A 25,838-nucleotide genomic window follows, 5' to 3' on the forward strand; every position below is an offset into this window, starting at 1 on the left:
GAACTAGGAACGACTTCACCGTGTTCGGACGGTATCGGGGGCGACACCGTCCGAACACACACCCTGTGAAGAGGAGACCCCGCCCATGGGAGACGTTCGCACGTCCTGGACGAGACGGCCGGCCGGTGTCGGGCTGGCCACGGGCACGGTGTTCGCGGTCACCGCCGCGCTGACCACCTTCACCGCCGTCGCCGCCGAGGGCGACATCCGCGGCCTCGGCGCGCCGAACGCGGTCAAGGACAGCTACATCGTCGTGCTCAAGGACGTGGGCACGAGCAGCGCGAGCGCGCTCGGCGCCAAGTACCGGGCCGACGTGAAGCACACGTACACGTCGGCGCTGCGCGGCTTCTCGGCGACGATGACCGAGGCGCGGGCGCGCGAACTGGCCGCCGACCCGTCGGTGTCCTACGTCCAGCAGGACGCGGTGGTCACCATCGCGGGCACGCAGGCGCCGACCCCGTCGTGGGGCCTGGACCGGGTCGACCAGGCCGCGCTGCCGCTGGACAACTCCTACACGTACCCGAACGAGGGCGAGGGCGTCACCGCCTACATCATCGACACGGGCATCCGCTCCTCCCACGGCGACTTCGCCGGCCGCGCCACCAGCGGCCGCGACACCGTCGACAACGACGACGACTCCAGCGACTGCAACGGCCACGGCACGCACGTCGCGGGCACCGTCGCGGGCACGGCCCACGGCGTGGCCAAGAAGGCCAAGCTGGTCGGCGTCCGGGTGCTCAACTGCGCCGGCTCCGGCACCTACGCGGGCGTCATCGCCGGCATCGACTGGGTCACCGCGAACGCGGTCAAGCCGGCCGTGGCCAACATGTCCCTCGGTGGCGGCGCGGACGCCACGGTCGACCAGGCCGTGCGCAACTCCATCGCCTCGGGCGTGACCTACGGCGTCGCCGCGGGCAACAGCAACGGCGCGGACGCGTGCAACTTCACCCCGGCGCGCACCGCGGAGGCGATCACGGTCGGCTCCACGACCAGCACCGACGCCCGGTCGTCGTTCTCGAACGTCGGCACCTGCCTGGACATCTTCGCGCCGGGCACGTCGATCACCTCGGCCTGGCACACCAACGACACGGCCACCAACACCATCTCGGGCACGTCCATGGCGACCCCGCACGTCGTCGGCGCGGCCGCCGTCTACCTGGCCGCCAACCCCACCGCGACCCCGCAGCAGGTCCGCGACGCGCTGGTGAACGGCGCCACCAACGGCGTCGTCACCGACCCGCGCACCGGTTCGCCGAACAAGCTGCTCCGCGTCGTCGGCGACGTCGTCCAGCCGCCCGGCGGCTGCGAGGCGAAGACCAACGACGCCGACGTCGCCGTCCCGGACCTGGGCACCGCGTCCAGCCCGATCGTCGTGGCCGGCTGCGCCGGCAAGGCGTCCGCCACCTCCCGGGTCGAGGTGCACGTCAAGCACTCGTACCGCGGCGACGTGGTGATCGACCTGGTGACGCCGAGCGGCGCGGTCAAGCAGCTCAAGGTGCAGTCGGGCACGGACGGCGCGGACGACGTCAACGCCACCTACGCGGTGAACCTGTCGGCGGAGAACGCCAACGGCACGTGGAACCTGCGCGTGCGCGACGCGTACAGCCAGGACACCGGGTACATCGACAGCTGGACCCTCGACCTCTGAGACCAGCGGCGCAGTAGCGGCCAAGCGGCCCCGAACCGGTACCACCGGTCCGGGGCCGCTCCCGTTTCACCTGGTCAGGGACTCGCAAGCCCCACGAGGGCGGTGGCATGGTCATACTCATGTCGATCCTGGAGGTGGAGATGTCCGCAGCTCTGCAGCACCCGGTCGGCCCGCACACCGTCGACGAGTGGCTGGCCCTGCCCCCCGCGGAGGACGGCGCTCGCACCGAGCTGATCTTTGGATACCTCCACGTGTCTCCCGCAGCGTCCAACGAGCACCAGTTCGCCTCCCTGGAGTTGGCGGTGCTGCTCCGCAGCGCCATTGCCGCGTCCGGCCGCGAGGACCTGTTCGCCGTGCAGGCGGTGAACGTCAAGATCTCCTCCGCGATCCGCACCGGGCTGATACCGGACGTCGTGATCGTCGACCGCAAGCAGCGGGGGACGAGCTACCCCGCGCACGCCCTGGTGGTGGCCGTGGAGCTGTGGTCGCCGGGAAACACCCGCGAGGAGCGCGAGACCAAAATGGCCGCGTACGCGGCTGCGGGTGTGCCCTTCATGTGGGCGGTGTTCGAGGAGGACGACCCGAGACTGGTCGCGCACCGGCTCGAACGAGATCGCTACGTCGTCGAGAACGTGGTACGCCCCGGTGGTCCGGCGACCGTCACCGCATCGCCGATCCCCGTCACCGTGGACCTGGACGACATCATGGACTGGTGACCACCCGGACGTTGCGCGTCACCGCCGCGCGCGCGGCCAGTTCGTCGTCCGCCGGGTAGTCCACCCGGACGAGCGACAGGCCGTGCGGCGGGGCCACGGTGACCGCGCTCGACCTGGAGGTCAGCGACAGCAGCGACGCGGGCCAGCCCACCGGCTTCCGCCCCTCCCCCACGGCCAGCAGCGCGCCCACCAGGCTGCGCACCATCGAGTGGCAGAACGCGTCCGCCGACACGAACGCCGTCAGCACGTCCCCCTCGCGCTCCCACACCAGCCGCTGGAGCTCGCGGATGGTCGTCGCACCCTCGCGACGTCGGCAGAAGGCGCAGAAGTCCCGCTCCCCCAGCAGCAGCGCCGACGCATCGTTCAACGCGCCCAGGTCCAGCGGGCGGGGCCAGGACAGGGTGTCCAGCCTCCGCAGCGGGTGCGCGCCGGACGGGGCGTCGGTCACCCGGTACTCGTAGTGCCGCCTCAGCGCCGCGAACCGGGCGTCGAAAGCGGCGGGCACCACCCGCGCCGAGAACACCCGCACGTCCGGCGGCAGGGCCCGGGCCAGGCGCTTGGGCAGGGCGGCGACGTCCACCGACGACGGCAGGTCGGCGTGCGCCACCTGGCCCGCCGCGTGCACGCCGGCGTCCGTCCTCCCCGCCACGGTCAGCGAGACGTCGTGCCGCAGCACCGTGGACGTCGTGTCCTCCAGCACCCCGCACACCGTGCGCCGCCCGGGCTGCCGCGCCCACCCGGAGAAGTCCGTGCCGTCGTACGCCAGGTCCAGGCGCACGCGAACGAGCCCGTCACCCCCGGTGGGGGCGACGGGCTCGTCGGTGAAGTGCTCGTCCGTCAGGACTCGTCCTTCTTCGCCTGCGGCTCGGCGGACTCGTCGTCGGCGCCCTCGGCGGGCTCCTCGGTCGCGTCCTTGGTGGCGGACTCGGGCGCCTCGGCGTCCTGGTCCTCCACCTCGTCGGCCTTGGTCTCCTCGGCGGCCGGAGCCGCCTTGGGGGCCTGGTCCTTGGCGAACTTCGTCTTGCGGGCGCGCTCCGCCTCGGAGGTGACGGTCTGCTCCGCGACCAGCTCGATCACGGCCATGGGGGCGTTGTCGCCCTTGCGCGGCAGCGTCTTGGTGATGCGGGTGTAACCGCCGGCGCGCTCGGCGAACTGCGGGCCGATCTCGGCGAACAGCTTGTGCACGATGTCCTTGTCACGGATGACCTTGAGGATCTCGCGACGGTTGTGCAGGTCGCCGACCTTCGCCTTGCTGATCAGCTTCTCGGCGTACGGGCGCAGCCGCTTCGCCTTGGCCTCGGTCGTCGTGATCCGACCGTGCGTGAACAGGGACGTGGCCAGGTTGGCCAGCATCAGCCGCTCGTGGGCCGGCGAGCCCCCGAGACGCGGTCCCTTGGTGGGGGTGGGCATCGAATTGCTCCTCGGATTTCTTCCTGATCCTCTGCTCCGGGCCGGCCGCTAGCGGCCTTCAGAGCTGCTCGGTCTCCGCGTAGTCCTGGCCGTCGTCGTGGGAGTCCACGGTCGTGTCCGCGCCCCAGCCTTCGGCGGGGTAGTCGGACGCGGCGGCCGACGGGTCGAACCCAGGGGGGCTGTCCTTCAGCGCGAGGCCGAGGCCGACGAGCTTCATCTTGACCTCGTCGATCGACTTGGCGCCGAAGTTGCGGATGTCCAGCAGGTCCGCCTCGCTGCGCGAGACCAGCTCGCCCACCGTGTGGATGCCCTCGCGCTTGAGGCAGTTGTACGACCGGACGGTGAGGTCCAGGTCCTCGATCGGCATCGCGAACGCCGCGATGGTGTCGGCCTCGGCGGGCGACGGTCCGATCTCGATGCCCTCGGCGTCGACGTTCAGCTCGCGCGCGAGGCCGAACAGCTCCACCAGCGTCTTGCCCGCGGACGCGACGGCGTCGCGCGGCGTGATGGAGGGCTTGGTCTCCACGTCGAGGATCAGCTTGTCGAAGTCGGTCCGCTGCTCGACACGGGTGGCCTCGACCTTGTAGGTCACCTTCATGACGGGCGAGTAGATCGAGTCGACGGGGATGCGGCCGATCTCGGCACCGGCCTGCTTGTTCTGCACGGCGGGGACGTAGCCGCGACCGCGCTCGACCACGAGCTCGATCTCCAGCTTGCCCTTGCCGTTCAGGGTGGCGATGTGCAGGTCGGGGTTGTGCACGGTGACACCGGCCGGGGGCACGATGTCGCCGGCGGTCACCGCACCCGGCCCCTGCTTGCGCAGGTACATGGTCACCGGCTCGTCCTCCTCGGAGCTGACGACCAGCTCCTTGAGGTTGAGGATGACGTCGGTGACGTCCTCCTTCACACCGGGCACGGTCGTGAACTCGTGCAGCACGCCGTCGATGCGGATGCTGGTCACGGCCGCGCCGGGGATGGACGACAGCAGGGTGCGGCGGATGGAGTTGCCGAGGGTGTAACCGAAGCCCGGCTCCAGCGGCTCGATGACGAACCGGGAGCGGGTCTCGTTGACCGCTTCCTCGCTGAGCGAGGGGCGCTGGGAAATCAGCACTGGGTTCTTCCTCTTCTACTACCCCGACGCCCGCTATTTGACGCCGTGGGATGCCGGTCGCGGAGACCGGCGAACGCGTGCGGCACACCATTCCGTGCCGTCGCGGGACCCGACTGGAGGGGCCTCGCGAGAGGCCCCTCCAGGAGGATCACTTCGAGTAGAGCTCGACGATCAGCTGCTCGGTGACGGGCGTGTCGATCTGCGCCCGCTCCGGCAGCTGGTGGACCAGGATGCGCAGGTTGGACTGCACGACCTGGAGCCACGCCGGGATCGGCCGGTCGCCGAACGACGCACGCGCGGCCTCGAAGGGCAGCGTGGGCAGCGACTTCGGCTTCACGTCGATGATGTCGAACTTCGACACCTGGTAGCTGGGGATGTTCACCTTCTGGCCGTTGACCAGGAAGTGGCCGTGGCTGACCAGCTGGCGGGCCTGGCGACGGGTGCGCGCGAGACCGGCGCGGTACACCACGTTGTCCAGGCGGGACTCCAGGATCTGCAGCAGGTTCTCACCGGTCTTGCCGGTGCGGCGGACCGCTTCCTTGTAGTAGCGGACGAACTGCTTCTCCAGCACGCCGTACGTGTAGCGGGCCTTCTGCTTCTCCTGGAGCTGGAGCAGGTACTCCGACTCCTTGATGCGACCGCGGCCGTGCTGGCCGGGCGGGTAGGGACGGCGTTCGAACGCCTGGTCCCCACCGACGAGGTCGACCTTGAGGCGACGCGAGATGCGCGTGGCCGGTCCGGTGTAACGAGCCATGGTGTCTTACTCCTCCCCGTGCCTCAGACCCGGCGCCGCTTGGGCGGGCGGCAGCCGTTGTGGGGCTGCGGGGTCACGTCCTGGATGGTGCCGACCTCGAGACCGGCGGCCTGCAGCGAACGGATCGCGGTCTCGCGGCCGGAGCCGGGACCCTTCACGAACACGTCCACCTTGCGCATGCCGTGCTCGGCGGCCTTGCGCGCGGCGTTCTCCGCGGCCATCTGCGCGGCGAAGGGCGTCGACTTGCGCGAGCCCTTGAAGCCGACGTGGCCGGCGGAAGCCCAGCTGATCACGTTGCCCAGCGGGTCCGTGATGGACACGATGGTGTTGTTGAACGTGCTCTTGATGTGGGCCTGGCCGTGCGAGACGTTCTTCTTTTCCTTGCGCCGGACCTTCTTGACCCCGGCGCCCGTGCGGGACTTGGGTGGCATCTCTGGGTGATCTCCTACGTAGTACGCGAGGTGTTACTTCTTGCCGGCCTTCTTCTTGCCCGCCACGGTCTTCTTCGGACCCTTGCGGGTGCGCGCGTTCGTCTTGGTGCGCTGCCCGCGGACGGGCAGGTTGCGACGGTGGCGCAGACCCTGGTAGGTGCCGATTTCCATCTTGCGGCGGATGTCGGCCTGAACCTCGCGGCGGAGGTCACCCTCGACCTTGAAGTTGTTCTCGATGTAGTCCCGCAGCTTCGCCAGGTCGGTGTCGCCGAGGTCCTTGACCCGGAGGTCGGGGGACAGCTCGGTGGCGGTCAGCACTTCCTTGGACCGCGTGCGACCGATGCCGAAGATGTAGGTCAGCGCGATCTCCAACCGCTTTTCGCGGGGGAGGTCGACGCCAGCGAGTCGTGCCATGCGGCGCTTGCTCCTAACAGTGGTGTCGCTCCAGGTCTGCTCCTCGCCCGGTCCCGGGACTGACTCGCTGTGCCAGTGTCCGGTCGCTCTCACGACCGGGTGTCCCGGCCCCGGCCTGGAGTCCGGGGGTGTGCCAGGGGACGTGCGGGTGGTGGTGCGCCCGCGCGCGTCCCCGACAGGTGCGAGGAGGCTTGCTTGCTGGTCGCGTCCCTGAAGACTCGACTAGTGCCGGTTGGCTCTGGTCAGCCCTGGCGCTGCTTGTGGCGCAGGTTCTCGCAGATGACCATGACCCGGCCGTGGCGGCGGATCACCTTGCACTTGTCGCAGATCTTCTTGACGCTCGGCTGGACCTTCACGCCTGAGCTTCTCCTGCGTCAGCCGGCGCGCCCCTGCTTGAGCGCGCCGGAGGTCACTTGTAGCGGTAGACGATGCGCCCGCGGGACAGGTCGTAGGGCGAGAGCTCCACGACAACCCGGTCCTCAGGGAGGATGCGGATGTAGTGCTGACGCATCTTGCCGCTGATGTGTGCCAGGACCTTGTGACCGTTCTCCAGCTCGACGCGGAACATCGCGTTGGGGAGCGGTTCTACTACGCGGCCCTCGACCTCAATGGCCCCGTCCTTCTTGCCCATGTCCTCCGCGTTTCGTGACGGTGGGTGTTTCTTCGGAGTGCGGGCACGCGCTGCCCCGACTCCGCGGTAAGGCCCTTGACGAACCCTGCCCGCCGGGGCGAACCCCAGGCATGGCGGAACCGGCGCGACGTATGCGCCACCGCTCCATACTACGCGCGTCCGCGCCCGTGCCCAAATCGAGCGCCGTCGAAGACCTCCGACGCGCTTCGTCGCAGGTCAGGTCACCTGCGGGTGGTCAGCCACACCGAGCCGAGGACCGAGCCCGGGACCAGCGCCACCCACAGGAACCACGGGTACGCGACGCCGTTCCCGCCCAGCACGCTGACCAGGAACCAGACCACCAGGTTCACCGCGCTCACGCTCAGCCAGAGCGTGGTGAGCACCCGGAGCACCGTCCGGCCGACACCGGACTGCCGCCGAGGCGGGAGGGGCGGCGGGGCGGCGGGCGGCGCGAGCGGGGTGGGCAGGAGCGGGGTGGGCACCTGCGGGAGGTCGGCCGTCAGGGCGGCCAGGTCGCCGCGCGTCCTGGCCTGCCAGGCGTGGACCACGCGGGCGTCGAACTCCTCCAGGTCGAGGCTGCCGTCCGCGTGGGCGCGGCGGAGCCAGTCCTGGACCAGTTCGCGGTCGGCGTCGGAGGCGCGGAGGTCGCCGGGGCGCACGGGCGGCTGCGTCACGCAACCATGGTGGCGCGGCGGGCGACGGGGCAGAAGGGGGCCGTCCCCCGGGAGGTTCGGTGGGCGCGGGTCGCGCGCCCACCGGTCAGCCCTCGTCGGGGGCGGTCAGCACCCAGGGGCCGTCGTCCGTGACGGCGATGGAGTGCTCCCAGTGCGCCGCGCGGGAGCCGTCGGCCGTCACGACGGTCCAGCCGTCGTCCAGCTCCACCGTGCTCTCGCTGCCCAGCGTCAGCATCGGCTCGATGGCGATGGCCATGCCGACCTTCAGCCTCGGGCCCTTGCCGGGCTTGCCGTGGTTCGGCAGGAAGGGGTCCATGTGCATCTTGGTGCCGATGCCGTGACCGCCGTAGCCGTCCACGATGCCGTACTCGATCCCGTGCTCCTCGCCCGCCAGGATCGTGGCCGACTCGATGGCGAACGAGATGTCGCTCAGCTTGTTGCCGGGCACGGCGGCGGCGATGCCCGCCTCCATCGACCGCCTGGTGGCCTCGGACAGCTTCAGCTCGGCGTCGCTCACCGCGCCCACCGCGAGCGTGACGGCCGAGTCGCCGTGCCAGCCGTCGAGGATGGCGCCGCAGTCGATCGAGATCAGGTCGCCCTCGGCGAGGACCTGCGTCCGCGCCGGGATGCCGTGGACCACCTGCTCGTTCACCGACGCGCAGATCGACGCCGGGAAGCCGTGGTAGCCCTTGAACGACGGGACCGCCCCGGCGTCCCGGATGCTCTGCTCCGCCAGCTCGTCCAGCTCGGCGGTGCTGACCCCGGCCTTGGTGTGCGCGGTCAGCAGCGCCAGGGTGCGCGCCACGACCAGCCCGGCGGCCCGCATGGCCTCCAGCTGGCCGCGGCTCTTGATCTCGATCATGCGGTCACGACCGGGGAGCACGCGGCGCAGGGCATCGACGACACCGTTCACTTCACGTCGCGCAGCGCGCGGAGGGCGCGCTCGCTGATCTCGTCCACGTCGCCCACCGCGTCGATCGAGACGACGATGTCGGCGTAGTGGTCGAGCAGCGGCGCGGTCTCCGTGCGGTACACCTGCTGGCGGTGCCGGATGACCTCTTCCTTGTCGTCCGTGCGACCGCGGGCGAGCAGGCGCTCGACCACGACGTCCTCGTCGATCCGGAACTCCAGCACCGCGTCGAGCGCGTGCCCGGCCGCGGCGAGCATCTCGCCCAGCACGCCCGCCTGGGCCACGTTGCGCGGGAAGCCGTCGAGCAGGAAGCCGCCCGTGGCGTCCGCCTGGGCCAGCCGGTCGCGGACCATCTCGTTGGTCACCTCGTCCGGCACGAGCTCGCCGGAGTCCAGGTACTCCTGGACCTCCTTGCCGAGATCGGTCTGCCGGCTGATGTGGGCGCGGAAGAGGTCCCCCGTGGAGATGTGCGGCACGCCGAGCTTGGTGCTGAGGACCAGGGCCTGCGTGCCCTTGCCCGCTCCGGGCGGGCCGACGAGAACGAGTCGCACTAGCGGAGGAACCCTTCGTAGTTGCGCTGCATGAGCTGGCTCTCGATCTGCTTCACGGTGTCGAGGCCGACACCGACCATGATCAGCACCGCCGTGCCGCCGAACGGGAAGTTCTGGTTCTGGCCCTGACCGGTCAGGTCGAGGAACAGGTTCGGCAGGATGGCGACGATGCCCAGGTAGAGCGAGCCCGGCAGCGTGATCCGCCCCAGGACGAAGCGGAGGTACTCGGCGGTCGGTCGACCCGGTCGGATACCCGGGATGAACCCACCGAACTTCTTCATCTCGTCGGCGCGCTCGTCCGGGTTGAACGTGATGCCGACGTAGAAGTACGTGAAGAAGACGATCAGCAGGAAGTAGAGCGCGATGTGGATCGGGCTCGACTGGCTGACCAGGTGCGTCTGGACGAAGGTCTGCCACCAGCCGGGGGCGGAGCCGTCGTTCGAGGTGGTGAGCCGCGAGATCAGGTCGGGCAGGTACAGCAGCGACGAGGCGAAGATGACCGGGATGACACCGGCCTGGTTCACCTTGAGCGGCAGGTACGTGGACGTGCCGCCGTACATCCGCCGGCCGATCATGCGCTTCGCGTACTGGACCGGGATGCGGCGCTGGGCCTGCTCGACGTAGACGACGCTGGCGATGATCAGCAGTGCCGCGATGCAGACCAGGAAGAAGGTCAGGCCGCCGCGGTCCCAGATGATCTTGCCCTCGATCGGGATGCGCGCCGCGATGCCGCAGAAGATCAGCAGCGACATGCCGTTGCCGATCCCCTTCTCGGTGATGATCTCACCGAGCCACATGATCACGCTGGTGCCGGCGGTCATCACGACCACGAGGACGACCAGGTTGAAGATGCTCTCGTCGGGGATGACGGGGACGTCGCAGTTCTGGAAGAGCTGGTCGCGCACGGCCAGGGCGATGATGCCCGTGGACTGGAGGACCGCCAGCGCGATGGTCAGGTAGCGGGTGTACTGGGTCAGCTTGCCCTGACCCGCCTGCCCTTCCTTCTTCAGCTGCTCGAACCGCGGGATGACCACGGTGAGGAGCTGGACGATGATGCTCGCGGTGATGTAGGGCATGATGCCCAGCGCGAAGATCGACAGGTTCAGCAGCGCGCCGCCGCTGAACAGGTTGATCAGCGAGTAGATCCCCTGCTGGTCGACCTGCTCGATGCACTGTTTGACGTTCTTGAAGGAGACGCCCGGCGCGGGCATGGTCGCGCCCAACCGGTACACCACGACGATCCCCAGTGTGAAGAGGATCTTCTTCCGTAGGTCCGGCGTCGCGAGAGCCGAGCGGAATGCGCCGAGCACGCGAACCTCCATCAGCGTTGCCGCCCCACTGGGGTCGGCATCTCTGCGGTACCGGCTGTGTTGCCGGCACAGTCTTGCGGGCATACCGCCGACACTCGCCGACGGTGGCGGAAGCGACGGGTAGCCGCGACCGACCCGGAGGACATCCGGGTTCAGCCCGCGACTTTAACAGCCGCGAGGCCGATCGCCGTAGCCAGTCGTCCTTCACACTTCGTACCTGATCGACTACGGCGGTCTACAAGCCCCCGAACGGATCAAGTTCCGATGCTTCCGGCCGGTCGCGCGGACCGGCGGTCCTCCACGGGGGCGCCACCGGGTCGGCCGAGGGGGCGTGGTGCGCCCTGAGGACGGCCGTGCGGGCCTTTCCGGGGTGCGCCGGGCCGTTGTGGGCCGGAACACGCAGGAGGGGACTGCGGGACACGTGGGGCGGTGTCGCCGCCGGCCCGCGAAACCCGTTACGCCCTGGGCGAACACCGTCTCGGACGGGCCCGTCCACCGGGTTGACCGTTAAAAAGCCGCGCCCGAGACGCGGAACGGCCCCCGGAGCGGGAGGCTCCGGGGGCCGTTCGCGTGCTGGTGCGGTCTAGAGCACCGTGTGCGTGCCGCCGGCGGCGGCGATCTTCTCGACCGCGCTGCCCGAGAACTTGTTCGCCACGACGTCGACCTTCACGCCGTTCAGGTCACCGTTGCCGAGGACCTTGACGAGCTCGTTCTTGCGCACCAGGCCCGCGTGGATCAGGGCGTCCACGTCGACGCGGCCACCGTCCGGGAAGACCCGGGCGATGTCGCCGACGTTCACGACCTGGTACTCGGTGCGGAACGGGTTGCGGAAGCCCTTGAGCTTCGGCAGGCGCATGTGCAGCGGCATCTGGCCACCCTCGAAGCGCGGGGAGACGTTCTTCCGCGCGCCGGTGCCCTTCGTACCGCGACCGGCCGTCTTGCCCTTGGAGCCCTCACCGCGACCGACACGGGTCTTCGCGGTCTTGGCGCCGGGGGCCGGACGCAGGTCATGGATCTTGATGGTCACGACTGGACCTCCTCGACGACCACCAGGTGGCGGACGGCCTGGATCAGGCCGCGCACCTGCGGCGTGTCCTCGCGGACCACCGACTGGCGGATCTTGCGCAACCCCAGGGTCCGGAGGGACTCGCGGTGGTTGTGCTTGGTACCGATGCTGCTCTTGACCTGGGTCACCTTGAGCTGCGCCATGGTCACACCGCCCCTGCACGGGCGCGGAGCATGCCGGCGGGAGCCACATCCTCCAGCGGCAGGCCGCGGCGGGCGGCCACCTCCTCGGGGCGCTGGAGGCCCTTCAGGGCCGCCACCGTGGCGTGCACGATGTTGATGGCGTTGTCGGAGCCCAGCGACTTGCTCAGCACGTCGTGGACACCGGCGCACTCCAGCACCGCGCGGACGGCGCCACCGGCGATGACACCGGTACCGGCCGACGCCGGGCGGAGCAGGACGACACCGGCCGCCTTCTCGCCCTGGATCGGGTGGGGGATCGTGCCCGCGATGCGGGGGACGCGGAAGAAGTTCTTCTTCGCCTCCTCCACACCCTTGGCGATCGCCGCCGGCACTTCCTTGGCCTTGCCGTAGCCGACACCGACCATGCCGTCGCCGTCGCCGACCACGACGAGGGCGGTGAAGCTGAAGCGACGACCACCCTTCACGACCTTGGAGACGCGGTTGATCGCGACCACGCGCTCCAGGTGCGGGGTCTTCTCCTGGGCCGCGCCGCCGCGGCCGCCATCACGACGGTCGCGACGCTCTCCGCGCTCGCCCCCGCCGCCTTCGCGACGCGTGCGTCCTGGCATCAGGCGTCCCTCTCAATTCCAGTGATCTGCATTGTCAGAACTCCAGCCCCGCCTCGCGGGCGGCGTCGGCCAGAGCCGCGATCCGGCCGTGGTAGGCGTTGCCACCGCGGTCGAACACGACCTTGGTGATGCCGGCTTCCTTCGCACGGGCGGCGGCCAGCTGGCCGACCTTCGCCGCACGGGCCTTCTTGTCGCCGTCGACCGCGCGGACGTCCGCTTCGACCGACGAGGCGGCGGCCAGGGTGTGGCCGGTCAGGTCGTCGATGATCTGCACGGTGATGTGCTTCGACGACCGGTGCACCGCCAGGCGCGGGCGCTCCGCGGTGCCGCTGACCTTCTTGCGGAGGCGGAAGTGACGACGGGTCTTGGAGACGCGGCGGGTGGTCGAGATGTCCTTGCCCACCGGCTTGCGCTTGGTTGCAGTCTCGCTCATGTCACTTACCCGTCTTTCCGACCTTGCGGCGGATCTTCTCGCCCGCGTAGCGCACGCCCTTGCCCTTGTACGGGTCGGGCTTGCGCAGCTTGCGGATGTTGGCGGCGACCTCGCCCACGAGCTGCTTGTCGATGCCGGCCACGGAGAACCGGGTCGGGGTCTCCACCGCGAAGGTGATGCCCGCGGGGGCCTCCACCTTCACCGGGTGGCTGTAACCCAGGGCGAACTCCAGGTCCGAGCCCTTCAGAGCCACGCGGTAACCGACGCCGTGGATCTCCATCTTCTTCTCGTAGCCCTGGGTCACGCCGACGACCATGTTCTGCACCAGGGTGCGCGACAGGCCGTGCAGCGAGCGGCTGCGGCGCTCGTCGTTCGGGCGCTTCACCTCGAGGGTGCCGTCGTCGGCCTTCTCGATGATGATCGGCTCGGCGAGGGTCAGCGACAGCGAGCCCTTCGGGCCCTTCACGCTGACGTCCTGGCCCGCGATGTTCACGTCGACCCCGGAGGGGACGGTGATCGGCAGCTTTCCGATGCGCGACATAGCTAGTCCCCCTTCCTCACCAGACGTAGGCGAGGACTTCCCCGCCCACACCGGACTTGTTGGCCTGGCGGTCGGTCATGAGACCGCCAGAGGTCGAGATGATCGCGACGCCAAGACCACCGAGCACCTTCGGCAGGTTGGTCGACTTCGCGTAGACGCGCAGACCGGGCTTCGACACGCGGCGGAGACCCGCGATGCTGCGCTCCCGGTTGGGGCCGTACTTCAGCTCCACGACCAGGTTCTTCGCGACGTCGCCCTGCTCGTCGCGGTAGCTCGCGATGTAGCCCTCGCGCTTGAGGATCTCGGCGATGTTCGCCTTCAACTTCGAGTGCGGCATCACGACCTTGTCGTGGTAAGCCGAGTTCGCGTTCCGCAGACGGGTCAACATGTCTGCGATCGGGTCGGTCATCGTCATGGTGACCTGGTCAACCTTTCTCACTGCGGTTCCCCAGCCAGGGTCCGAGCCGGCCCCGGGGGGCCGGCTGGTCGTGGACGGGCCTACAGCGAAGTGAATGATCTAGAAAACCTGCCGCCGAGCCGGACTTACCAGCTGGACTTGCTCACGCCGGGCAGCTCGCCCCGGTGGGCCATCTCGCGGAGGCAGATCCGGCACAGGCCGAACTTGCGGAACACCGAGTGCGGGCGACCGCAGCGCTGGCAGCGGGTGTAACCCCGCACCTTGAACTTCGGCTTGGCCGCGGCCTTGTTGATCAGCGCCTTCTTGGCCATGTCAGTTCTCCCTGAACGGGAAGCCCAGCTGCTTGAGCAGCGCGCGGCCTTCCTCGTCGTTCGTGGCGGTGGTGACGACCGTGATGTCCATGCCGCGGGGGCGGTCGATGGCGTCGGGGTCGATCTCGTGGAACATCGACTGCTCGTTGAGACCGAAAGTGTAGTTCCCGTTGCCGTCGAACTGCTTGCCCGAGAGGCCGCGGAAGTCGCGGATGCGGGGCAGCGCGATCGTCAGCAGCCGGTCCAGGAACTCCCACATGCGGTCGCCGCGCAGCGTCACGCGGGCGCCGATCGGCATGCCCTCGCGCAGCTTGAACTGCGCGATGGACTTGCGGGCCCGGCGGACCTCGGGGCGCTGGCCGGTGATGATCGCGAGGTCCTTGACGGCACCCTCGATCAGCTTGCCGTCGCGGGCGGCGTCACCGACACCCATGTTGACGACGACCTTCACCACGCCGGGGATCTGCATGACGTTGGCGTACTCGAACTGCTTGCGCAGCTCCGCGACGATCTCCTCGCGGTAGCGCGCCTTCAGCCGGGGGATGGTCTTCTCAACGGTGGTCATCAGATGTCCTTCCCGTTACGACGGGAAATGCGCACCCGCTTGCCCTCGTCGTTCGTCCGGTAGCCCACGCGGGTCGGCTTGCCGTCCGAGTCGACCACCATCACGTTCGACACGTTGATGGGGGCTTCCTGGGTCACGATGCCGCCCGACTGCGCGCCACGCTGGGTCTGGGTGACCCGGGTGTGCTTCTTGATGCGGTTGACGCCCTCGACCAGGACGCGGTTCTCAGCGGGGTAGGCCTGGATGACCTTGCCGCGAGCACCCTTGTCCTTGCCGGCGATAACCACGACGGTGTCGCCCTTCTTCACCTTCATGGTCAGAGCACCTCCGGCGCCAACGAGATGATCTTCATGAACTTCTTGTCGCGCAGCTCGCGGCCGACCGGGCCGAAGATGCGGGTGCCGCGCGGCTCGTTGTCGTTCTTGATGAGCACCGCGGCGTTCTCGTCGAAGCGGATGTAAGAGCCGTCGGGACGGCGCTTCTCCTTGACCGTGCGGACGATGACCGCCTTGACGACGTCGCCCTTCTTGACACCGGCACCGGGGATGGCCTGCTTCACCGTCGCGACGATGATGTCCCCGATACCCGCGTAGCGGCGGCCCGAGCCACCGAGAACACGGATGCAAAGGATTTCCTTCGCACCGGTGTTGTCGGCGACGCGCAGCCGCGACTCCTGCTGGATCACTTACCTTCTCCTGACCATTCCTGGCCCGCCAGATTGCCGACCTGACGGGCTCGGTCCCTAGAAAACTACTTGGCCTTCTCGAGGATCTCGACGAGGCGCCAGCGCTTGGTGGCGGACAGCGGACGCGTCTCCATGAGCAGGACGCGGTCGCCGACACCGGCGGTGTTGCCCTCGTCGTGCGCCTTCACCTTGGTGGTGGAGCGCATGACCTTCGAGTACCGGCGGTGCTTCTTGCGGTCCTCGACCGCGACCACGATCGTCTTGTCCATCTTGTCGGACACGACGTAGCCCTCGCGGACCTTGCGGTCGTTGCGCACCTCGGTCGTCACTTCGTTGCTCTCGCTCATGCCGCACCCTCACCAGTGGAAACCGCGTCGGGGGAGGTCGAGAGACCCAGCTCCCGCTCCCGCATCACGGTGTAGATCCGGGCGATCTCGTGCCGGACCGTGCGCAGGCGGCGGTTGTTGTCGAGCTGCCCGGTGGCCATCTGGAAGCGGAGGTTGAACAGCTCCTCCTTCGCCTCCCTCAGGCGCAGCACGAGCTCTTCCTCGGTGAGCTCGCGCAGCTCGGAAGCGGTGGTACCCGCTGCCATCAGAACTCACCACCCTCACGCGTAACGATGCGGCACTTCATCGGGAGCTTGTGGATCGCGCGGCGGAGCGCCTCGCGGGCCACAGCCTCGTTCGGGAAGCTCATCTCGAAGAGCACCCGACCCGGCTTGACGTTGGCCACCCACCACTCCGGGGAGCCCTTGCCGGAACCCATGCGGGTCTCGGCCGGCTTCTTGGTCAGCGGGCGGTCCGGGAAGATGTTGATCCAGACCTTGCCGCCACGGCGGATGTGCCGGTTGATCGCGATACGAGCCGACTCGATCTGCCGGTTGGTGACGTAGGCGGGCTCCAGAGCCTGGATGCCGTACTCGCCGAACGTGACCCTCGTACCGCCCTTGGCAGCACCGGACCGACCGGGGTGGTGCTGCTTGCGGTGCTTGACCCTGCGCGGGATGAGCACTACTCAGCCCTCCGTCTTCGCGACGTTCGGAGCGTTGTCCGTGGCAACGTCGCCAGTCGTCTGATCACTTGCCTGGGCGGCGCGACCCGCCTCCGTGCTCGTCGCGGTGGTGCCACTGGCACCGGAGCGGCGGGCCCGGTTCGGGCGGTCGGTGCGGTCGCGCCGCGGCGCGCGGTCGGCCGCCGGGGCGGCGTCGCGCTCGCGCTTGGCACTGATGCCACCGACGATGTCGCCCTTGTAGATCCACACCTTCACGCCGATGCGGCCGAACGTGGTGCGGGCCTCGAAGAAGCCGTAGTCGATGTCGGCGCGGAGCGTGTGCAGCGGCACGCGGCCGTCGCGGTAGTGCTCCGAGCGGGACATCTCGGCACCGCCGAGGCGACCACCGCACTGCACGCGGATGCCCTTCACCTGCGGCGAGCGCATGGCCGACTGGATGGCCTTGCGCATCGCACGGCGGAAGGCCACGCGGTTGGACAGCTGCTCGGCCACGCCCTGCGCGACGAGCTGGGCGTCCGACTCCGGGCTCTTCACCTCGAGGATGTTGAGCTGCACCTGCTTCTTGGTGAGCTTCTCCAGCTCACCGCGGATGCGGTCGGCCTCGGCGCCGCGGCGGCCGATGACGATGCCCGGCCGGGCGGTGTGGATGTCGACGCGGACCCGGTCACGGGTGCGCTCGATCTCCACCTTCGAGATGCCGGCGCGCTCCATGCCCTTCGAGAGCAGCTTCCGGATCTTGACGTCCTCGGCCACGTACTCGGCGTACTGCTTGTCGGCGTACCAGCGCGACTTCCAGTCGGTGGTGATACCGAGGCGGAAGCCGTGTGGGTTGATCTTCTGGCCCACTACCGAGCCCCCTTCTTCCCATCAACGCCGGCCTTCGCGCCGGCCTTCTTGGGACGGCTCTCCACCTCGACGGTGATGTGGCTCGTCCGCTTGCGGATCCGGTAGGCGCGGCCCTGGGCGCGCGGGCGGAACCGCTTGAGGGTCGGACCCTCGTCCACGTAGACCTTCGACACCCACAGGGTGTCGGGGTCGAGGGACAGGTTGTTCTCGGCGTTGGCCATGGCGCTCGCGAGCACCTTGCGGACCGGCTCAGATGCCGCCTGCGGCGCGAACTGGAGCACGGCCAGGGCCTCGCTGGCGCTACGACCCCTGATGAGCTCGACGACGCGGCGCACCTTCATCGGCGTGTCGCGGACGTAGCGAGCCCGAGCCACGGCGCGCGGGAGCTCCGGCGCCTCAGCTTCGTTACGGGCGTTCATCGCTGCTTCCCCTTGCTCTTCCTCTAGTTCGTCGCCTTAGCGGCGGCGCGACTTCCGGTCGTCCTTGATGTGACCCTTGAACGTGCGGGTCGGGGCGAACTCGCCGAGCTTGTGCCCGACCATCGCCTCCGTCACGAACACCGGCACGTGCTTGCGGCCGTCGTGCACCGCGATCGTGTGGCCCAGCATGTCGGGGATGATCGTCGACCGGCGGGACCAGGTCTTGATGACGGTCTTCTTGCCCGACTCGTTGAGGACGTCCACCTTCTTGAGCAGGTGGTCGTCCACGAAGGGGCCCTTCTTAAGGCTGCGAGGCATCCTTCACTCCCTCCCTGCTCAGCGCTTCTTACCGGTGCGACGACGCCGGACGATGAGCTTGTCGCTTGCCTTGCGGCGGCGGGTACGGCCTTCGGGCTTGCCGGCCGGGTTCACCGGGTGGCGACCACCGGAGGTCTTGCCCTCACCACCACCGTGCGGGTGGTCGACCGGGTTCATGGCGACACCGCGGACGGTGGGCTTCTTGCCCTTCCACCGCATGCGGCCGGCCTTGCCCCAGTTGATGTTCTGGTGCTCGGCGTTGCCGACCTCGCCGACCGTGGCGCGGCACCGGACGTCCACGTTGCGGATCTCGCCCGAGGGCATCCGCAGCTGGGCGTAGGGGCCGTCCTTGGCGACGAGCTGCACGCTGGCACCGGCCGAGCGGGCGATCTTCGCGCCGCCGCCGGGGCGGAGCTCGATCGCGTGGATCACGGTACCGACCGGGATGTTGCGCAGCGGCAGGTTGTTGCCCGGCTTGATGTCGGCCTTGGGGCCGTTCTCGATCCGGTCGCCCTGCTGCAACTTCGACGGCGCGATGATGTAGCGCTTCTCGCCGTCGGCGTAGTGCAGCAGCGCGATGCGCGCCGTGCGGTTGGGGTCGTACTCGATGTGCGCGACCTTGGCCGGCACGCCGTCCTTGTCGGTGCGGCGGAAGTCGATGAGGCGGTAGGCCCGCTTGTGGCCGCCACCCTTGTGCCGCGTCGTGATCTTGCCCGACGCGTTGCGGCCACCACGGCCGTGCAGCGGGCGGATCAGCGACTTCTCCGGCGTCGACCGAGTGATCTCGGCGAAGTCGGAGACGCTCGCACCGCGACGACCGGGGGTCGTCGGCTTGTACTTGCGAATGCCCATCTCTACGCAGTCCTCGTCGTCATCAGGCGGCCGGGCCGCCGAAGATCTCGATCGGCTTGCTCTCGGCGGACAGCGTCACGATGGCGCGCTTGGTGTCCTTGCGCTTGCCGAAGCCCGTCCGGGTGCGCTTGCGCTTGCCCTGGCGGTTGATCGTGTTGACGCTGACGACCTTGACGCCGAAGACCTTCTCCACGGCAATCTTGATCTGGGTCTTGTTCGCACCCGGAGCCACCACGAAGGTGTACTTGTTCTCCTCGAGGAGCCCGTAGGACTTCTCGGAGATCACCGGCGCGAGCAGGATGTCCCTGTGGTCGGGGATCACTTCGAAGCCTCCTCGTCGGTGTCGGACGACACCGCAGTGGCCTCGGCGGAACCCTGCCCGTGCTGGGCCTTGCTCGCGAGGAACACGTCGAGCGCGTCCTTGGTGAACACCACGTCGTCGTTGACCAGCACGTCGTACGTGTTCAGCTGGTCCGGGGCGATGATGTGCACGTTCGGCAGGTTGCGCAGGCTGACCCACGAAACCTCGTCGGTGCGCAGCAGCACGGCCAGCACGCGGCGGGCCTCGGTGACCGTCCCCAGCGCCTTGCGGGCCGACTTGGTCGACGGGACGTCGCCCTCGACGAAGCCGCTCACCACGTGGACCTGGCCGGCGCGCGCCCGGTCGGAGAGGGCACCGCGCAGGGCGGCGGCCTTCATCTTCTTGGGGGTGCGCTGGCTGTAGTCGCGCGGCTGGGGGCCGTGCACGACGCCACCACCGGCGAACTGCGGGGCGCGGGTCGAGCCCTGACGGGCGCGGCCGGTGCCCTTCTGCCGGTACGGCTTCTTGCCACCGCCGCGGACTTCACCGCGGGTCTTGGTGGAGTGCGTGCCCTGGCGGGCCGCGGCCAGCTGGGCCACGACCACCTGGTGCAGCAGCGCCACGTTCGCCTGCGCGTCGAAGATCGCGGCGGGCAGCTCGACGGAGCCGTCGGTCTGGCCGGCCGGGGTGCGGATCTCAACGGAAGTCATGATCAGGCACCACCCTTCGCAGCGGTCTTGATGAACACGGTGCCGCCCTTGGGGCCGGGAACGGCGCCCTTGATGAGCAGCAGGCCCGACTCGGCGTCGACCCGGTGGACCTTGAGGTTCTGGGTCGTGACGCGCACGTGGCCCATGCGGCCGGCCATGCGCAGGCCCTTGAACACGCGGCCGGGCGTGGCGCAACCGCCGATCGAACCGGGCGAGCGGTGCTTGCGCTGGGTGCCGTGGCTGGCGCCGAGGCCGTGGAAGCCGTGGCGTTTCATGACACCCGCGGTGCCCTTGCCCTTGCTGGTGCCGACCACGTCGACCACCGCGCCGGCCTCGAAGACCTCGGCGGTGATTTCCTGGCCGACCGTGTACTCGGACGCGTCCGTGGTGCGCAGCTCCGCCAGCTGGCGGCGGGGCGTGACGCCCGCCTTGGCGTAGTGGCCCGCAACGGGCTTGTTGACCTTGCGCGGGTCGATCGCGCCGAAGGCCAGCTGAACGGCCGAGTAGCCGTCGTTCTCCTGGGTCCGAACCTGGGTGACCACGTTCGGCTCGGCCTTGACGACGGTAACCGGAACGATCCGGTTGTTCTCGTCGAAGACCTGAGTCATGCCGAGCTTGGTGCCCAGGAGGCCCTTAACCTGCCTGTCAGACATGGGTCTCTTTGCTCTCCGCCCCAAATGGGATCAACACTGCCGCGTCCAACGCTTACTGGATGTTGACGTCGACGCTCGCCGGCAGGTCGATGCGCATGAGCGCGTCCACCGTCTTCGGCGTCGGGTCGAGGATGTCGATCAGACGCTTGTGCGTGCGCATCTCGAAGTGCTCGCGCGAGTCCTTGTACTTGTGCGGCGAGCGGATGACGCAGTAAACGTTCTTCTCAGTGGGCAGCGGCACAGGCCCGACGACCCGAGCGCCGGTGCGCGTCACGGTCTCGACGATCTTGCGCGCGGACGCGTCGATCGCCTCGTGGTCGTAGGCCTTGAGCCGGATGCGGATCTTCTGTCCCGCCATGATGGCTTGCCGTTCCTCTGCTTCTAGTACCGCTGCGGTGCGGGCACCTTTCGCGAGGTCACGGGACCTCCGGCGCGCTCCGCCCCCTATTCAGGACTGACACCGAGCGGTGTCACGGTGCCCGGTCCACGCGGTCGGGCGTGTCGCACCCTCTGGCACAGACCGGTCCCACTGATGAAACCTGTGGGATTTTGTCTTGCTCGATCAAACCCCGCTCGTGACGGGGCGGCCAGGTCCAGAACTCGAACCGGCCGCCCCGACGAGCAACCCGTCAATAGTTGCACACGGCCGTGCGCAAACCAAATCGGGGGGTGAGCTGTAGAGCTAGATCACTTGACGATCTTGGTGACCGAGCCCGCGCCGACGGTCCGGCCACCCTCGCGGATGGCGAACCGCAGACCCTCGTCCATGGCGATCGGCTGGATCAGCTTCACGGTCATGGCGGTGGTGTCGCCCGGCATGACCATCTCGGTGCCCTCGGGGAGGGTCACGACGCCGGTCACGTCGGTGGTGCGGAAGTAGAACTGCGGGCGGTAGTTGTTGAAGAACGGCGTGTGCCGACCGCCCTCGTCCTTGGACAGGATGAAGACCTGCGCCTCGAACTCGGTGTGCGGGGTGGTGGTGCCCGGCTTCACGATCACCATGCCGCGCTCCACCTCCTCGCGCTTGATGCCGCGGAGCAGCAGGGCGGCGTTGTCGCCGGCCTGGCCCTCGTCGAGGAACTTCTTGAACATCTCGATCGAGGTGACCGTGGTCTTGCGCGAGGTCTCCTTGATGCCGACGATCTCGACCTCTTCGTTGACCTTGATGATGCCGCGCTCGATGCGACCGGTCACCACGGTGCCACGACCGGTGATGGTGAACACGTCCTCGACCGGCATGAGGAAGGGCTTGTCGACCTCGCGCTCCGGCTCCGGGATGTTCTCGTCCACGGCGTCCATCAGGCCGACGAGCTTCTCGCCCCACTCGGCGTCGCCCTCCAGCGCCTTCAGCGCGGAGACGCGGACGACCGGCAGGTCGTCACCGGGGAACTCGTACTCGGAGAGCAGCTCGCGCACCTCGAGCTCGACGAGCTCCAGGATCTCCTCGTCGTCCACCATGTCGGCCTTGTTGAGGGCCACCACGATGTAGGGCACACCGACCTGGCGGGCCAGGAGGATGTGCTCCTTGGTCTGCGGCATCGGGCCGTCGGTCGCCGCGACCACCAGGATGGCGCCGTCCATCTGCGCCGCACCGGTGATCATGTTCTTGATGTAGTCGGCGTGACCGGGGCAGTCGACGTGCGCGTAGTGGCGCTTCTCGGTCTGGTACTCGATGTGCGCGATCGAGATCGTGATGCCGCGCTGCTTCTCCTCCGGCGCCTTGTCGATCTGGTCGAACGGCGTGAAGGGGTTCAGGTCCGGGTACTTGTCGTGCAGGACCTTGGAGATCGCCGCGGTCAGCGTCGTCTTGCCGTGGTCGATGTGACCGATGGTGCCGATGTTGACGTGCGGCTTCGTCCGCTCGAACTTCGCCTTCGCCACTGGATTGTCCTCCTGGACTTCTGTTGCTTAGTCCGGCGGGCGGATTACTGCCCGCCGGACGTCACGTCTGGGTGGTGCGGACCCCAGGGACTCAAACCCCGGAGAGCCCGCGCGGTGCTGCGGTGCTCCGGTTGGGGTTACTCGCCCGTCGCCTTCGCGATGATCTCCTTCGCGACGTTCGCGGGAACCTCGGCGTAGGAGTCGAACGTCATCGAGTAGTTCGCGCGACCCTGGGTCCTGGACCGCAGGTCGCCGACATACCCGAACATCTCCGACAGCGGCACCAGTGCCTTGACGACACGGGCCCCGCTGCGCTCCTCCATGGCCTGGATCTGGCCACGGCGGGAGTTCAGGTCGCCGATCACGTCGCCCATGTAGTCCTCGGGCGTGGTGACCTCGACCGCCATCAGCGGTTCGAGGATGGCCGGGCTCGCCTGGCGGGCGGCTTCCTTGAGCGCCATGGAACCGGCGATCTTGAACGCCATCTCCGACGAGTCGACCTCGTGGTACGCGCCGTCGAGCAGCGTCAGCTTGACGCCGACCAGCGGGTAGCCCGCCAGCACGCCGTACTGCATGGCGTCCTGGGCGCCCGCGTCCACGGACGGGATGTACTCCCGCGGGATGCGACCACCGGTCACCGCGTTGACGAACTCGTAGAGCGCGCCGTCCTCGGTCTTCTCCAGCGGCTCCAGGTCGATGAGGACCTTCGCGAACTGGCCCGAACCACCGGTCTGCTTCTTGTGGGTGTAGGAGTACTTCTCCACCTTGCGGCGGATCGTCTCCCGGTACGCCACCTGCGGCTTGCCGATGTTCGCCTCGACCTTGAACTCGCGGCGCATGCGGTCCACCAGGATGTCCAGGTGGAGCTCGCCCATGCCGGCGATGATCGTCTGGCCGGTCTCCTGGTCCAGGTTGACCCGGAACGTCGGGTCCTCCTCGGCCAGCTTCTGGATCGCCGTGCCCAGCTTCTCCTGGTCGGCCTTCGTCTTGGGCTCGATCGCCACCTGGATGACCGGCTCGGGGAAGGTCATCGACTCCAGCACGATGGGCGCCTGCGGGTCGCAGAGCGTCTCACCGGTGGTGGTGTCCTTCAGACCGATCACGGCGTAGATGTGACCGGCGATGGCCTCGTCGACCGGGTTCTCCTTGTTGGCGTGCATCTGGAAGATCTTCCCGATGCGCTCCTTGCGGTCCTTGGTCGAGTTGATGACCTGGGTGCCGGAGGCGACCTTGCCCGAGTAGACCCGGATGTAGGTCAGCTTGCCGAAGAACGGGTGGGCGGCGATCTTGAACGCCAGCGCGGCGAACGGCTCGTCCGTCGACGGCTTGCGGAAGGCCGGCGTCTCGCCGTCCTGCAGCGTGCCCTCGACCGGCGGGAGGTCCAGCGGGGCCGGCAGGTACTCGATGACCGCGTCGAGCATGGGCTGGACGCCCTTGTTCTTGAACGCCGAGCCGCACAGCACCGGGTAGGCGGTGCGGTTCTTGACGATCGCGCGGATGCCCGTCTTGATCTGGTCGACGGACAGCTCCTCGCCGCCCAGGTACAGCTCCATCAGGGCGTCGTCGGTCTCGGCGACGGCCTCGACGAGCTGCTCGCGGTACTCGGCGGCCTGCTCGGCGAGGTCGGCCGGGATCTCCTCGACCGTGTAGTCCTCACCCTTCTGGACCTCGCCGCGCCAGGTCAGCGCACGCATCTCGACCAGGTCGACGACGCCGATGAAGTCGCTCTCCGACCCGATCGGGATCTGGATCGGCAGCGGCTTCGCGCCCAGGCGCTCCTGGATGGTGCGCACGGTGAAGTAGAAGTCCGCGCCGAGCTTGTCCATCTTGTTGACGAAGCAGATGCGCGGGACGTCGTACTTGGTCGCCTGGCGCCAGACCTGCTCGGACTGGGGCTCGACGCCCTCCTTGCCGTCGAACACGGCAACGGCGCCGTCGAGGACGCGGAGGTTGCGCTCCACCTCGACGGTGAAGTCGACGTGGCCGGGCGTGTCGATGATGTTGATCTGATGGTTCTTCCAGAAGCAGGTCGTCGCGGCCGACGTGATCGTGATGCCGCGCTCCTGCTCCTGCTCCATCCAGTCCATCACCGCGGCGCCGTCGTGGACCTCGCCGATCTTGTAGCTGATCCCGGTGTAGAACAGGATCCGCTCGGTCGTCGTGGTCTTGCCCGCGTCGATGTGGGCCATGATCCCGATGTTGCGGACCTTGGCCAGGTCGGTGAGCACGTCCTGTGCCACGGGTGGTTCCCCTGTCTTGAGCTCGCTGGTAGCAGGCTCACTAGGGCTGGGAGAGCCCCACCGGTCCTCGGGGAACCGGCGGGGCGTCGCATCACCAGCGGTAGTGGGCGAAGGCCTTGTTCGACTCGGCCATCTTGTGCGTGTCCTCGCGGCGCTTGACGCTCGCGCCCAGGCCGTTGCTCGCGTCGAGCAGCTCGTTCATCAGGCGCTCGATCATGGTCTTCTCGCGGCGCTGCCGGGAGTACGTGATCAGCCAGCGCAGCGCGAGCGTGGTCGAGCGACCCGGCTTGACCTCGATCGGCACCTGGTAGGTGGCGCCACCGACGCGGCGGGACTTCACCTCGAGCGCGGGCTTGACGTTGTCCAGAGCGCGCTTGAGCGTGACGACCGGGTCCGTGCCGGTCTTGTCGCGGGCGCCTTCGAGGGCGCCGTACACGATCCGCTCGGCCACGGAGCGCTTGCCGTCGACCAGCACCTTGTTGATGAGCTGGGTCACCAGCGGAGAGCTGTAGACCGGGTCGGAGATCAGCGGCCGCTTCGGGGCCGGTCCCTTGCGGGGCATCAGCTCTTCTCCTTCTTCGCGCCGTAGCGGCTGCGAGCCTGCTTGCGGTTCTTCACGCCCTGCGTGTCGAGGGAGCCGCGGATGATCTTGTAGCGGACACCGGGGAGGTCCTTCACACGACCGCCGCGCACGAGCACCATCGAGTGCTCCTGGAGGTTGTGGCCCTCACCCGGGATGTAGGCCGTGACCTCGATGCCGCTGGTCAGCTTCACGCGGGCGACCTTGCGGAGCGCCGAGTTCGGCTTCTTGGGCGTGGTCGTGTAGACGCGGGTGCACACACCGCGCCGCTGCGGGCTGCCCTTGAGCGCCGCGGTCTTCTGCTTCGCGACCTTGTCCTGCCGGCCCTTGCGGACCAGCTGCTGGATCGTTGGCATACGCCGGCTGCTTCTTCCATTCGAGCGCTCGTCGCCTTGGGGGCGTCGACCGCTGTTTACCTGGTCCCTCTCTGCACCCGAGGTCGGGCGTGTCGCACCCTTCCGGCGAGGCCGGTGAGGTCAACGCCGTTACCCCAGGTCCGCAGGCGACATCCCAGGACGCCCCTACGTGTGGAGGTCACCGCGGCCGGCTTTCCAGCACGACTGGCGCGTAGGCACGCGGAGCGGCCCGACATGGGTCGGGCACGAGTACCAAAGATACCCCGCCCGCTTCCCACTGGTCAAAACGGGCCACCTCTACCGCCGATCGAGTGGAGATCGCACCGCGATCGGATGACCGC

The 25,838-nt window shown here is 68.6% G+C and carries 39 protein-coding genes; 2 read left to right on the top strand and 37 right to left on the bottom strand.

Annotated features, from left to right (window positions below; genetic code table 11):
- Positions 1-85: 85 nt before the first annotated feature.
- Both J2S66_RS25935 and J2S66_RS25940 read left to right on the top strand, forming a co-directional pair.
- Positions 86-1,648 (top strand): S8 family peptidase, encoded by a 1,563-nt coding sequence (locus J2S66_RS25935; protein WP_310309935.1) that lies wholly within the window; start codon positions 86-88, stop codon positions 1,646-1,648.
- 119 nt (positions 1,649-1,767) lie between these two features.
- Positions 1,768-2,364: a Uma2 family endonuclease gene (locus J2S66_RS25940; protein WP_310309936.1), complete on the top strand. Its 597-nt coding sequence runs from the start codon at positions 1,768-1,770 to the stop codon at positions 2,362-2,364.
- Here J2S66_RS25940 and truA read toward each other — a convergent pair.
- The 37 genes from truA to rpsL all read right to left on the bottom strand — a co-directional run bounded on the left by truA (position 2,351) and on the right by rpsL (position 25,497).
- Positions 2,351-3,142: a tRNA pseudouridine(38-40) synthase TruA gene (truA, locus tag J2S66_RS25945; protein WP_310309937.1), complete on the bottom strand. Its 792-nt coding sequence runs from the start codon at positions 3,140-3,142 to the stop codon at positions 2,351-2,353. The two genes, J2S66_RS25940 and truA, sit on opposite strands and share 14 nt — an antisense overlap.
- Before the next feature lie 59 nt (positions 3,143-3,201).
- On the bottom strand, positions 3,202-3,774 hold the full coding sequence (rplQ, locus tag J2S66_RS25950) for a 50S ribosomal protein L17 (RefSeq protein ID WP_306743624.1): 573 nt from the start codon (positions 3,772-3,774) through the stop codon (positions 3,202-3,204).
- Between the two features lie 58 nt (positions 3,775-3,832).
- Entirely contained in the window at positions 3,833-4,885 is a 1,053-nt protein-coding gene (locus J2S66_RS25955; protein WP_310309938.1) for a DNA-directed RNA polymerase subunit alpha, read from the bottom strand.
- Between the two features lie 148 nt (positions 4,886-5,033).
- Positions 5,034-5,639, bottom strand: coding sequence for a 30S ribosomal protein S4 (gene rpsD / locus J2S66_RS25960; RefSeq protein ID WP_306743626.1), 606 nt, complete (start codon positions 5,637-5,639; stop codon positions 5,034-5,036).
- Between the two features lie 23 nt (positions 5,640-5,662).
- Entirely contained in the window at positions 5,663-6,070 is a 408-nt protein-coding gene (gene rpsK / locus J2S66_RS25965) for a 30S ribosomal protein S11 (protein ID WP_015105236.1), read from the bottom strand.
- A 33-nt stretch (positions 6,071-6,103) separates the two neighbouring features.
- Entirely contained in the window at positions 6,104-6,484 is a 381-nt protein-coding gene (gene rpsM / locus J2S66_RS25970) for a 30S ribosomal protein S13 (protein WP_233825465.1), read from the bottom strand.
- Between the two features lie 242 nt (positions 6,485-6,726).
- On the bottom strand, positions 6,727-6,840 hold the full coding sequence (gene rpmJ / locus J2S66_RS25975; protein WP_010148647.1) for a 50S ribosomal protein L36: 114 nt from the start codon (positions 6,838-6,840) through the stop codon (positions 6,727-6,729).
- 53 nt (positions 6,841-6,893) lie between these two features.
- A complete protein-coding gene (gene infA, locus J2S66_RS25980; protein WP_005166804.1) occupies positions 6,894-7,115 on the bottom strand; it encodes a translation initiation factor IF-1 in 222 nt (73 codons plus the stop codon).
- Positions 7,116-7,336: 221 nt separating this feature from the next.
- Positions 7,337-7,789 carry a DUF1707 SHOCT-like domain-containing protein gene (locus tag J2S66_RS25985; RefSeq protein WP_310309939.1) on the bottom strand — a complete coding sequence of 151 codons (453 nt, stop codon included), beginning with the start codon at positions 7,787-7,789 and terminating at the stop codon, positions 7,337-7,339.
- 85 nt (positions 7,790-7,874) lie between these two features.
- The gene (gene map, locus J2S66_RS25990) at positions 7,875-8,651 is read right to left on the bottom strand and encodes a type I methionyl aminopeptidase (RefSeq protein ID WP_310309940.1); all 777 of its coding nucleotides are present in this window, start codon (positions 8,649-8,651) and stop codon (positions 7,875-7,877) included.
- A 47-nt stretch (positions 8,652-8,698) separates the two neighbouring features.
- Positions 8,699-9,250: an adenylate kinase gene (locus tag J2S66_RS25995; protein WP_310309941.1), complete on the bottom strand. Its 552-nt coding sequence runs from the start codon at positions 9,248-9,250 to the stop codon at positions 8,699-8,701.
- On the bottom strand, positions 9,250-10,560 hold the full coding sequence (secY, locus tag J2S66_RS26000) for a preprotein translocase subunit SecY (RefSeq protein WP_306743630.1): 1,311 nt from the start codon (positions 10,558-10,560) through the stop codon (positions 9,250-9,252). Before secY ends, J2S66_RS25995 begins: the two co-directional genes overlap by 1 nt.
- Positions 10,561-11,143: 583 nt before the next feature.
- On the bottom strand, positions 11,144-11,587 hold the full coding sequence (gene rplO, locus J2S66_RS26005; protein WP_306743631.1) for a 50S ribosomal protein L15: 444 nt from the start codon (positions 11,585-11,587) through the stop codon (positions 11,144-11,146).
- Positions 11,584-11,769: a 50S ribosomal protein L30 gene (gene rpmD, locus J2S66_RS26010; protein ID WP_141980311.1), complete on the bottom strand. Its 186-nt coding sequence runs from the start codon at positions 11,767-11,769 to the stop codon at positions 11,584-11,586. The genes rplO and rpmD overlap by 4 nt, the downstream gene beginning before the upstream one ends.
- Before the next feature lie 2 nt (positions 11,770-11,771).
- Positions 11,772-12,377, bottom strand: coding sequence for a 30S ribosomal protein S5 (rpsE, locus tag J2S66_RS26015; RefSeq protein ID WP_037329520.1), 606 nt, complete (start codon positions 12,375-12,377; stop codon positions 11,772-11,774).
- Between the two features lie 34 nt (positions 12,378-12,411).
- Positions 12,412-12,810 (bottom strand): 50S ribosomal protein L18, encoded by a 399-nt coding sequence (gene rplR, locus J2S66_RS26020; RefSeq protein WP_310309942.1) that lies wholly within the window; start codon positions 12,808-12,810, stop codon positions 12,412-12,414.
- A gap of 1 nt (position 12,811) precedes the next feature.
- Positions 12,812-13,351 carry a 50S ribosomal protein L6 gene (gene rplF, locus J2S66_RS26025; protein ID WP_306743633.1) on the bottom strand — a complete coding sequence of 180 codons (540 nt, stop codon included), beginning with the start codon at positions 13,349-13,351 and terminating at the stop codon, positions 12,812-12,814.
- Between the two features lie 16 nt (positions 13,352-13,367).
- Positions 13,368-13,766, bottom strand: coding sequence for a 30S ribosomal protein S8 (rpsH, locus tag J2S66_RS26030; RefSeq protein WP_306744514.1), 399 nt, complete (start codon positions 13,764-13,766; stop codon positions 13,368-13,370).
- Positions 13,767-13,894: 128 nt separating this feature from the next.
- Positions 13,895-14,080: a type Z 30S ribosomal protein S14 gene (locus J2S66_RS26035; protein ID WP_053715226.1), complete on the bottom strand. Its 186-nt coding sequence runs from the start codon at positions 14,078-14,080 to the stop codon at positions 13,895-13,897.
- Between the two features lies 1 nt (position 14,081).
- Positions 14,082-14,645 carry a 50S ribosomal protein L5 gene (gene rplE, locus J2S66_RS26040; protein WP_306743634.1) on the bottom strand — a complete coding sequence of 188 codons (564 nt, stop codon included), beginning with the start codon at positions 14,643-14,645 and terminating at the stop codon, positions 14,082-14,084.
- On the bottom strand, positions 14,645-14,959 hold the full coding sequence (rplX, locus tag J2S66_RS26045) for a 50S ribosomal protein L24 (RefSeq protein ID WP_306743635.1): 315 nt from the start codon (positions 14,957-14,959) through the stop codon (positions 14,645-14,647). Before rplX ends, rplE begins: the two co-directional genes overlap by 1 nt.
- Before the next feature lie 2 nt (positions 14,960-14,961).
- Complete coding sequence (gene rplN, locus J2S66_RS26050) at positions 14,962-15,330, bottom strand: 50S ribosomal protein L14 (protein WP_033436721.1); 369 nt, start codon at positions 15,328-15,330, stop codon at positions 14,962-14,964.
- Between the two features lie 65 nt (positions 15,331-15,395).
- Positions 15,396-15,677, bottom strand: a complete 282-nt coding sequence (gene rpsQ, locus J2S66_RS26055; protein ID WP_306743636.1) for a 30S ribosomal protein S17 — start codon at positions 15,675-15,677, stop codon at positions 15,396-15,398.
- Positions 15,674-15,922: a 50S ribosomal protein L29 gene (gene rpmC / locus J2S66_RS26060; RefSeq protein WP_306743637.1), complete on the bottom strand. Its 249-nt coding sequence runs from the start codon at positions 15,920-15,922 to the stop codon at positions 15,674-15,676. The genes rpsQ and rpmC overlap by 4 nt, the downstream gene beginning before the upstream one ends.
- Positions 15,922-16,341 carry a 50S ribosomal protein L16 gene (rplP, locus tag J2S66_RS26065; RefSeq protein ID WP_306743638.1) on the bottom strand — a complete coding sequence of 140 codons (420 nt, stop codon included), beginning with the start codon at positions 16,339-16,341 and terminating at the stop codon, positions 15,922-15,924. Before rplP ends, rpmC begins: the two co-directional genes overlap by 1 nt.
- A 3-nt stretch (positions 16,342-16,344) precedes the next feature.
- Complete coding sequence (rpsC, locus tag J2S66_RS26070) at positions 16,345-17,187, bottom strand: 30S ribosomal protein S3 (RefSeq protein ID WP_306743639.1); 843 nt, start codon at positions 17,185-17,187, stop codon at positions 16,345-16,347.
- On the bottom strand, positions 17,187-17,606 hold the full coding sequence (rplV, locus tag J2S66_RS26075) for a 50S ribosomal protein L22 (RefSeq protein WP_310309943.1): 420 nt from the start codon (positions 17,604-17,606) through the stop codon (positions 17,187-17,189). The genes rpsC and rplV overlap by 1 nt, the downstream gene beginning before the upstream one ends.
- A gap of 36 nt (positions 17,607-17,642) precedes the next feature.
- Positions 17,643-17,924 (bottom strand): 30S ribosomal protein S19, encoded by a 282-nt coding sequence (gene rpsS, locus J2S66_RS26080; protein ID WP_015105260.1) that lies wholly within the window; start codon positions 17,922-17,924, stop codon positions 17,643-17,645.
- A gap of 18 nt (positions 17,925-17,942) precedes the next feature.
- Entirely contained in the window at positions 17,943-18,776 is an 834-nt protein-coding gene (gene rplB, locus J2S66_RS26085) for a 50S ribosomal protein L2 (protein WP_189224143.1), read from the bottom strand.
- 22 nt (positions 18,777-18,798) lie between these two features.
- Positions 18,799-19,098, bottom strand: a complete 300-nt coding sequence (gene rplW, locus J2S66_RS26090) for a 50S ribosomal protein L23 (RefSeq protein WP_121009862.1) — start codon at positions 19,096-19,098, stop codon at positions 18,799-18,801.
- Positions 19,095-19,787, bottom strand: a complete 693-nt coding sequence (gene rplD, locus J2S66_RS26095) for a 50S ribosomal protein L4 (protein WP_306743641.1) — start codon at positions 19,785-19,787, stop codon at positions 19,095-19,097. Before rplD ends, rplW begins: the two co-directional genes overlap by 4 nt.
- 2 nt (positions 19,788-19,789) lie before the next feature.
- On the bottom strand, positions 19,790-20,440 hold the full coding sequence (gene rplC, locus J2S66_RS26100) for a 50S ribosomal protein L3 (protein WP_310309944.1): 651 nt from the start codon (positions 20,438-20,440) through the stop codon (positions 19,790-19,792).
- Between the two features lie 52 nt (positions 20,441-20,492).
- On the bottom strand, positions 20,493-20,798 hold the full coding sequence (rpsJ, locus tag J2S66_RS26105; protein WP_003938093.1) for a 30S ribosomal protein S10: 306 nt from the start codon (positions 20,796-20,798) through the stop codon (positions 20,493-20,495).
- A gap of 329 nt (positions 20,799-21,127) precedes the next feature.
- Positions 21,128-22,321, bottom strand: coding sequence for an elongation factor Tu (gene tuf, locus J2S66_RS26110; protein ID WP_310309945.1), 1,194 nt, complete (start codon positions 22,319-22,321; stop codon positions 21,128-21,130).
- A 137-nt stretch (positions 22,322-22,458) separates the two neighbouring features.
- Positions 22,459-24,561 (bottom strand): elongation factor G, encoded by a 2,103-nt coding sequence (fusA, locus tag J2S66_RS26115; protein WP_310309946.1) that lies wholly within the window; start codon positions 24,559-24,561, stop codon positions 22,459-22,461.
- Between the two features lie 91 nt (positions 24,562-24,652).
- Positions 24,653-25,123 carry a 30S ribosomal protein S7 gene (gene rpsG / locus J2S66_RS26120; protein WP_306743645.1) on the bottom strand — a complete coding sequence of 157 codons (471 nt, stop codon included), beginning with the start codon at positions 25,121-25,123 and terminating at the stop codon, positions 24,653-24,655.
- Complete coding sequence (gene rpsL / locus J2S66_RS26125) at positions 25,123-25,497, bottom strand: 30S ribosomal protein S12 (protein ID WP_030473471.1); 375 nt, start codon at positions 25,495-25,497, stop codon at positions 25,123-25,125. The genes rpsG and rpsL overlap by 1 nt, the downstream gene beginning before the upstream one ends.
- Positions 25,498-25,838: the final 341 nt, after the last annotated feature.

The organism is Saccharothrix longispora (assembly GCF_031455225.1).
Taxonomy (GTDB): Bacteria; Actinomycetota; Actinomycetes; order Mycobacteriales; family Pseudonocardiaceae; genus Actinosynnema; species Actinosynnema longispora.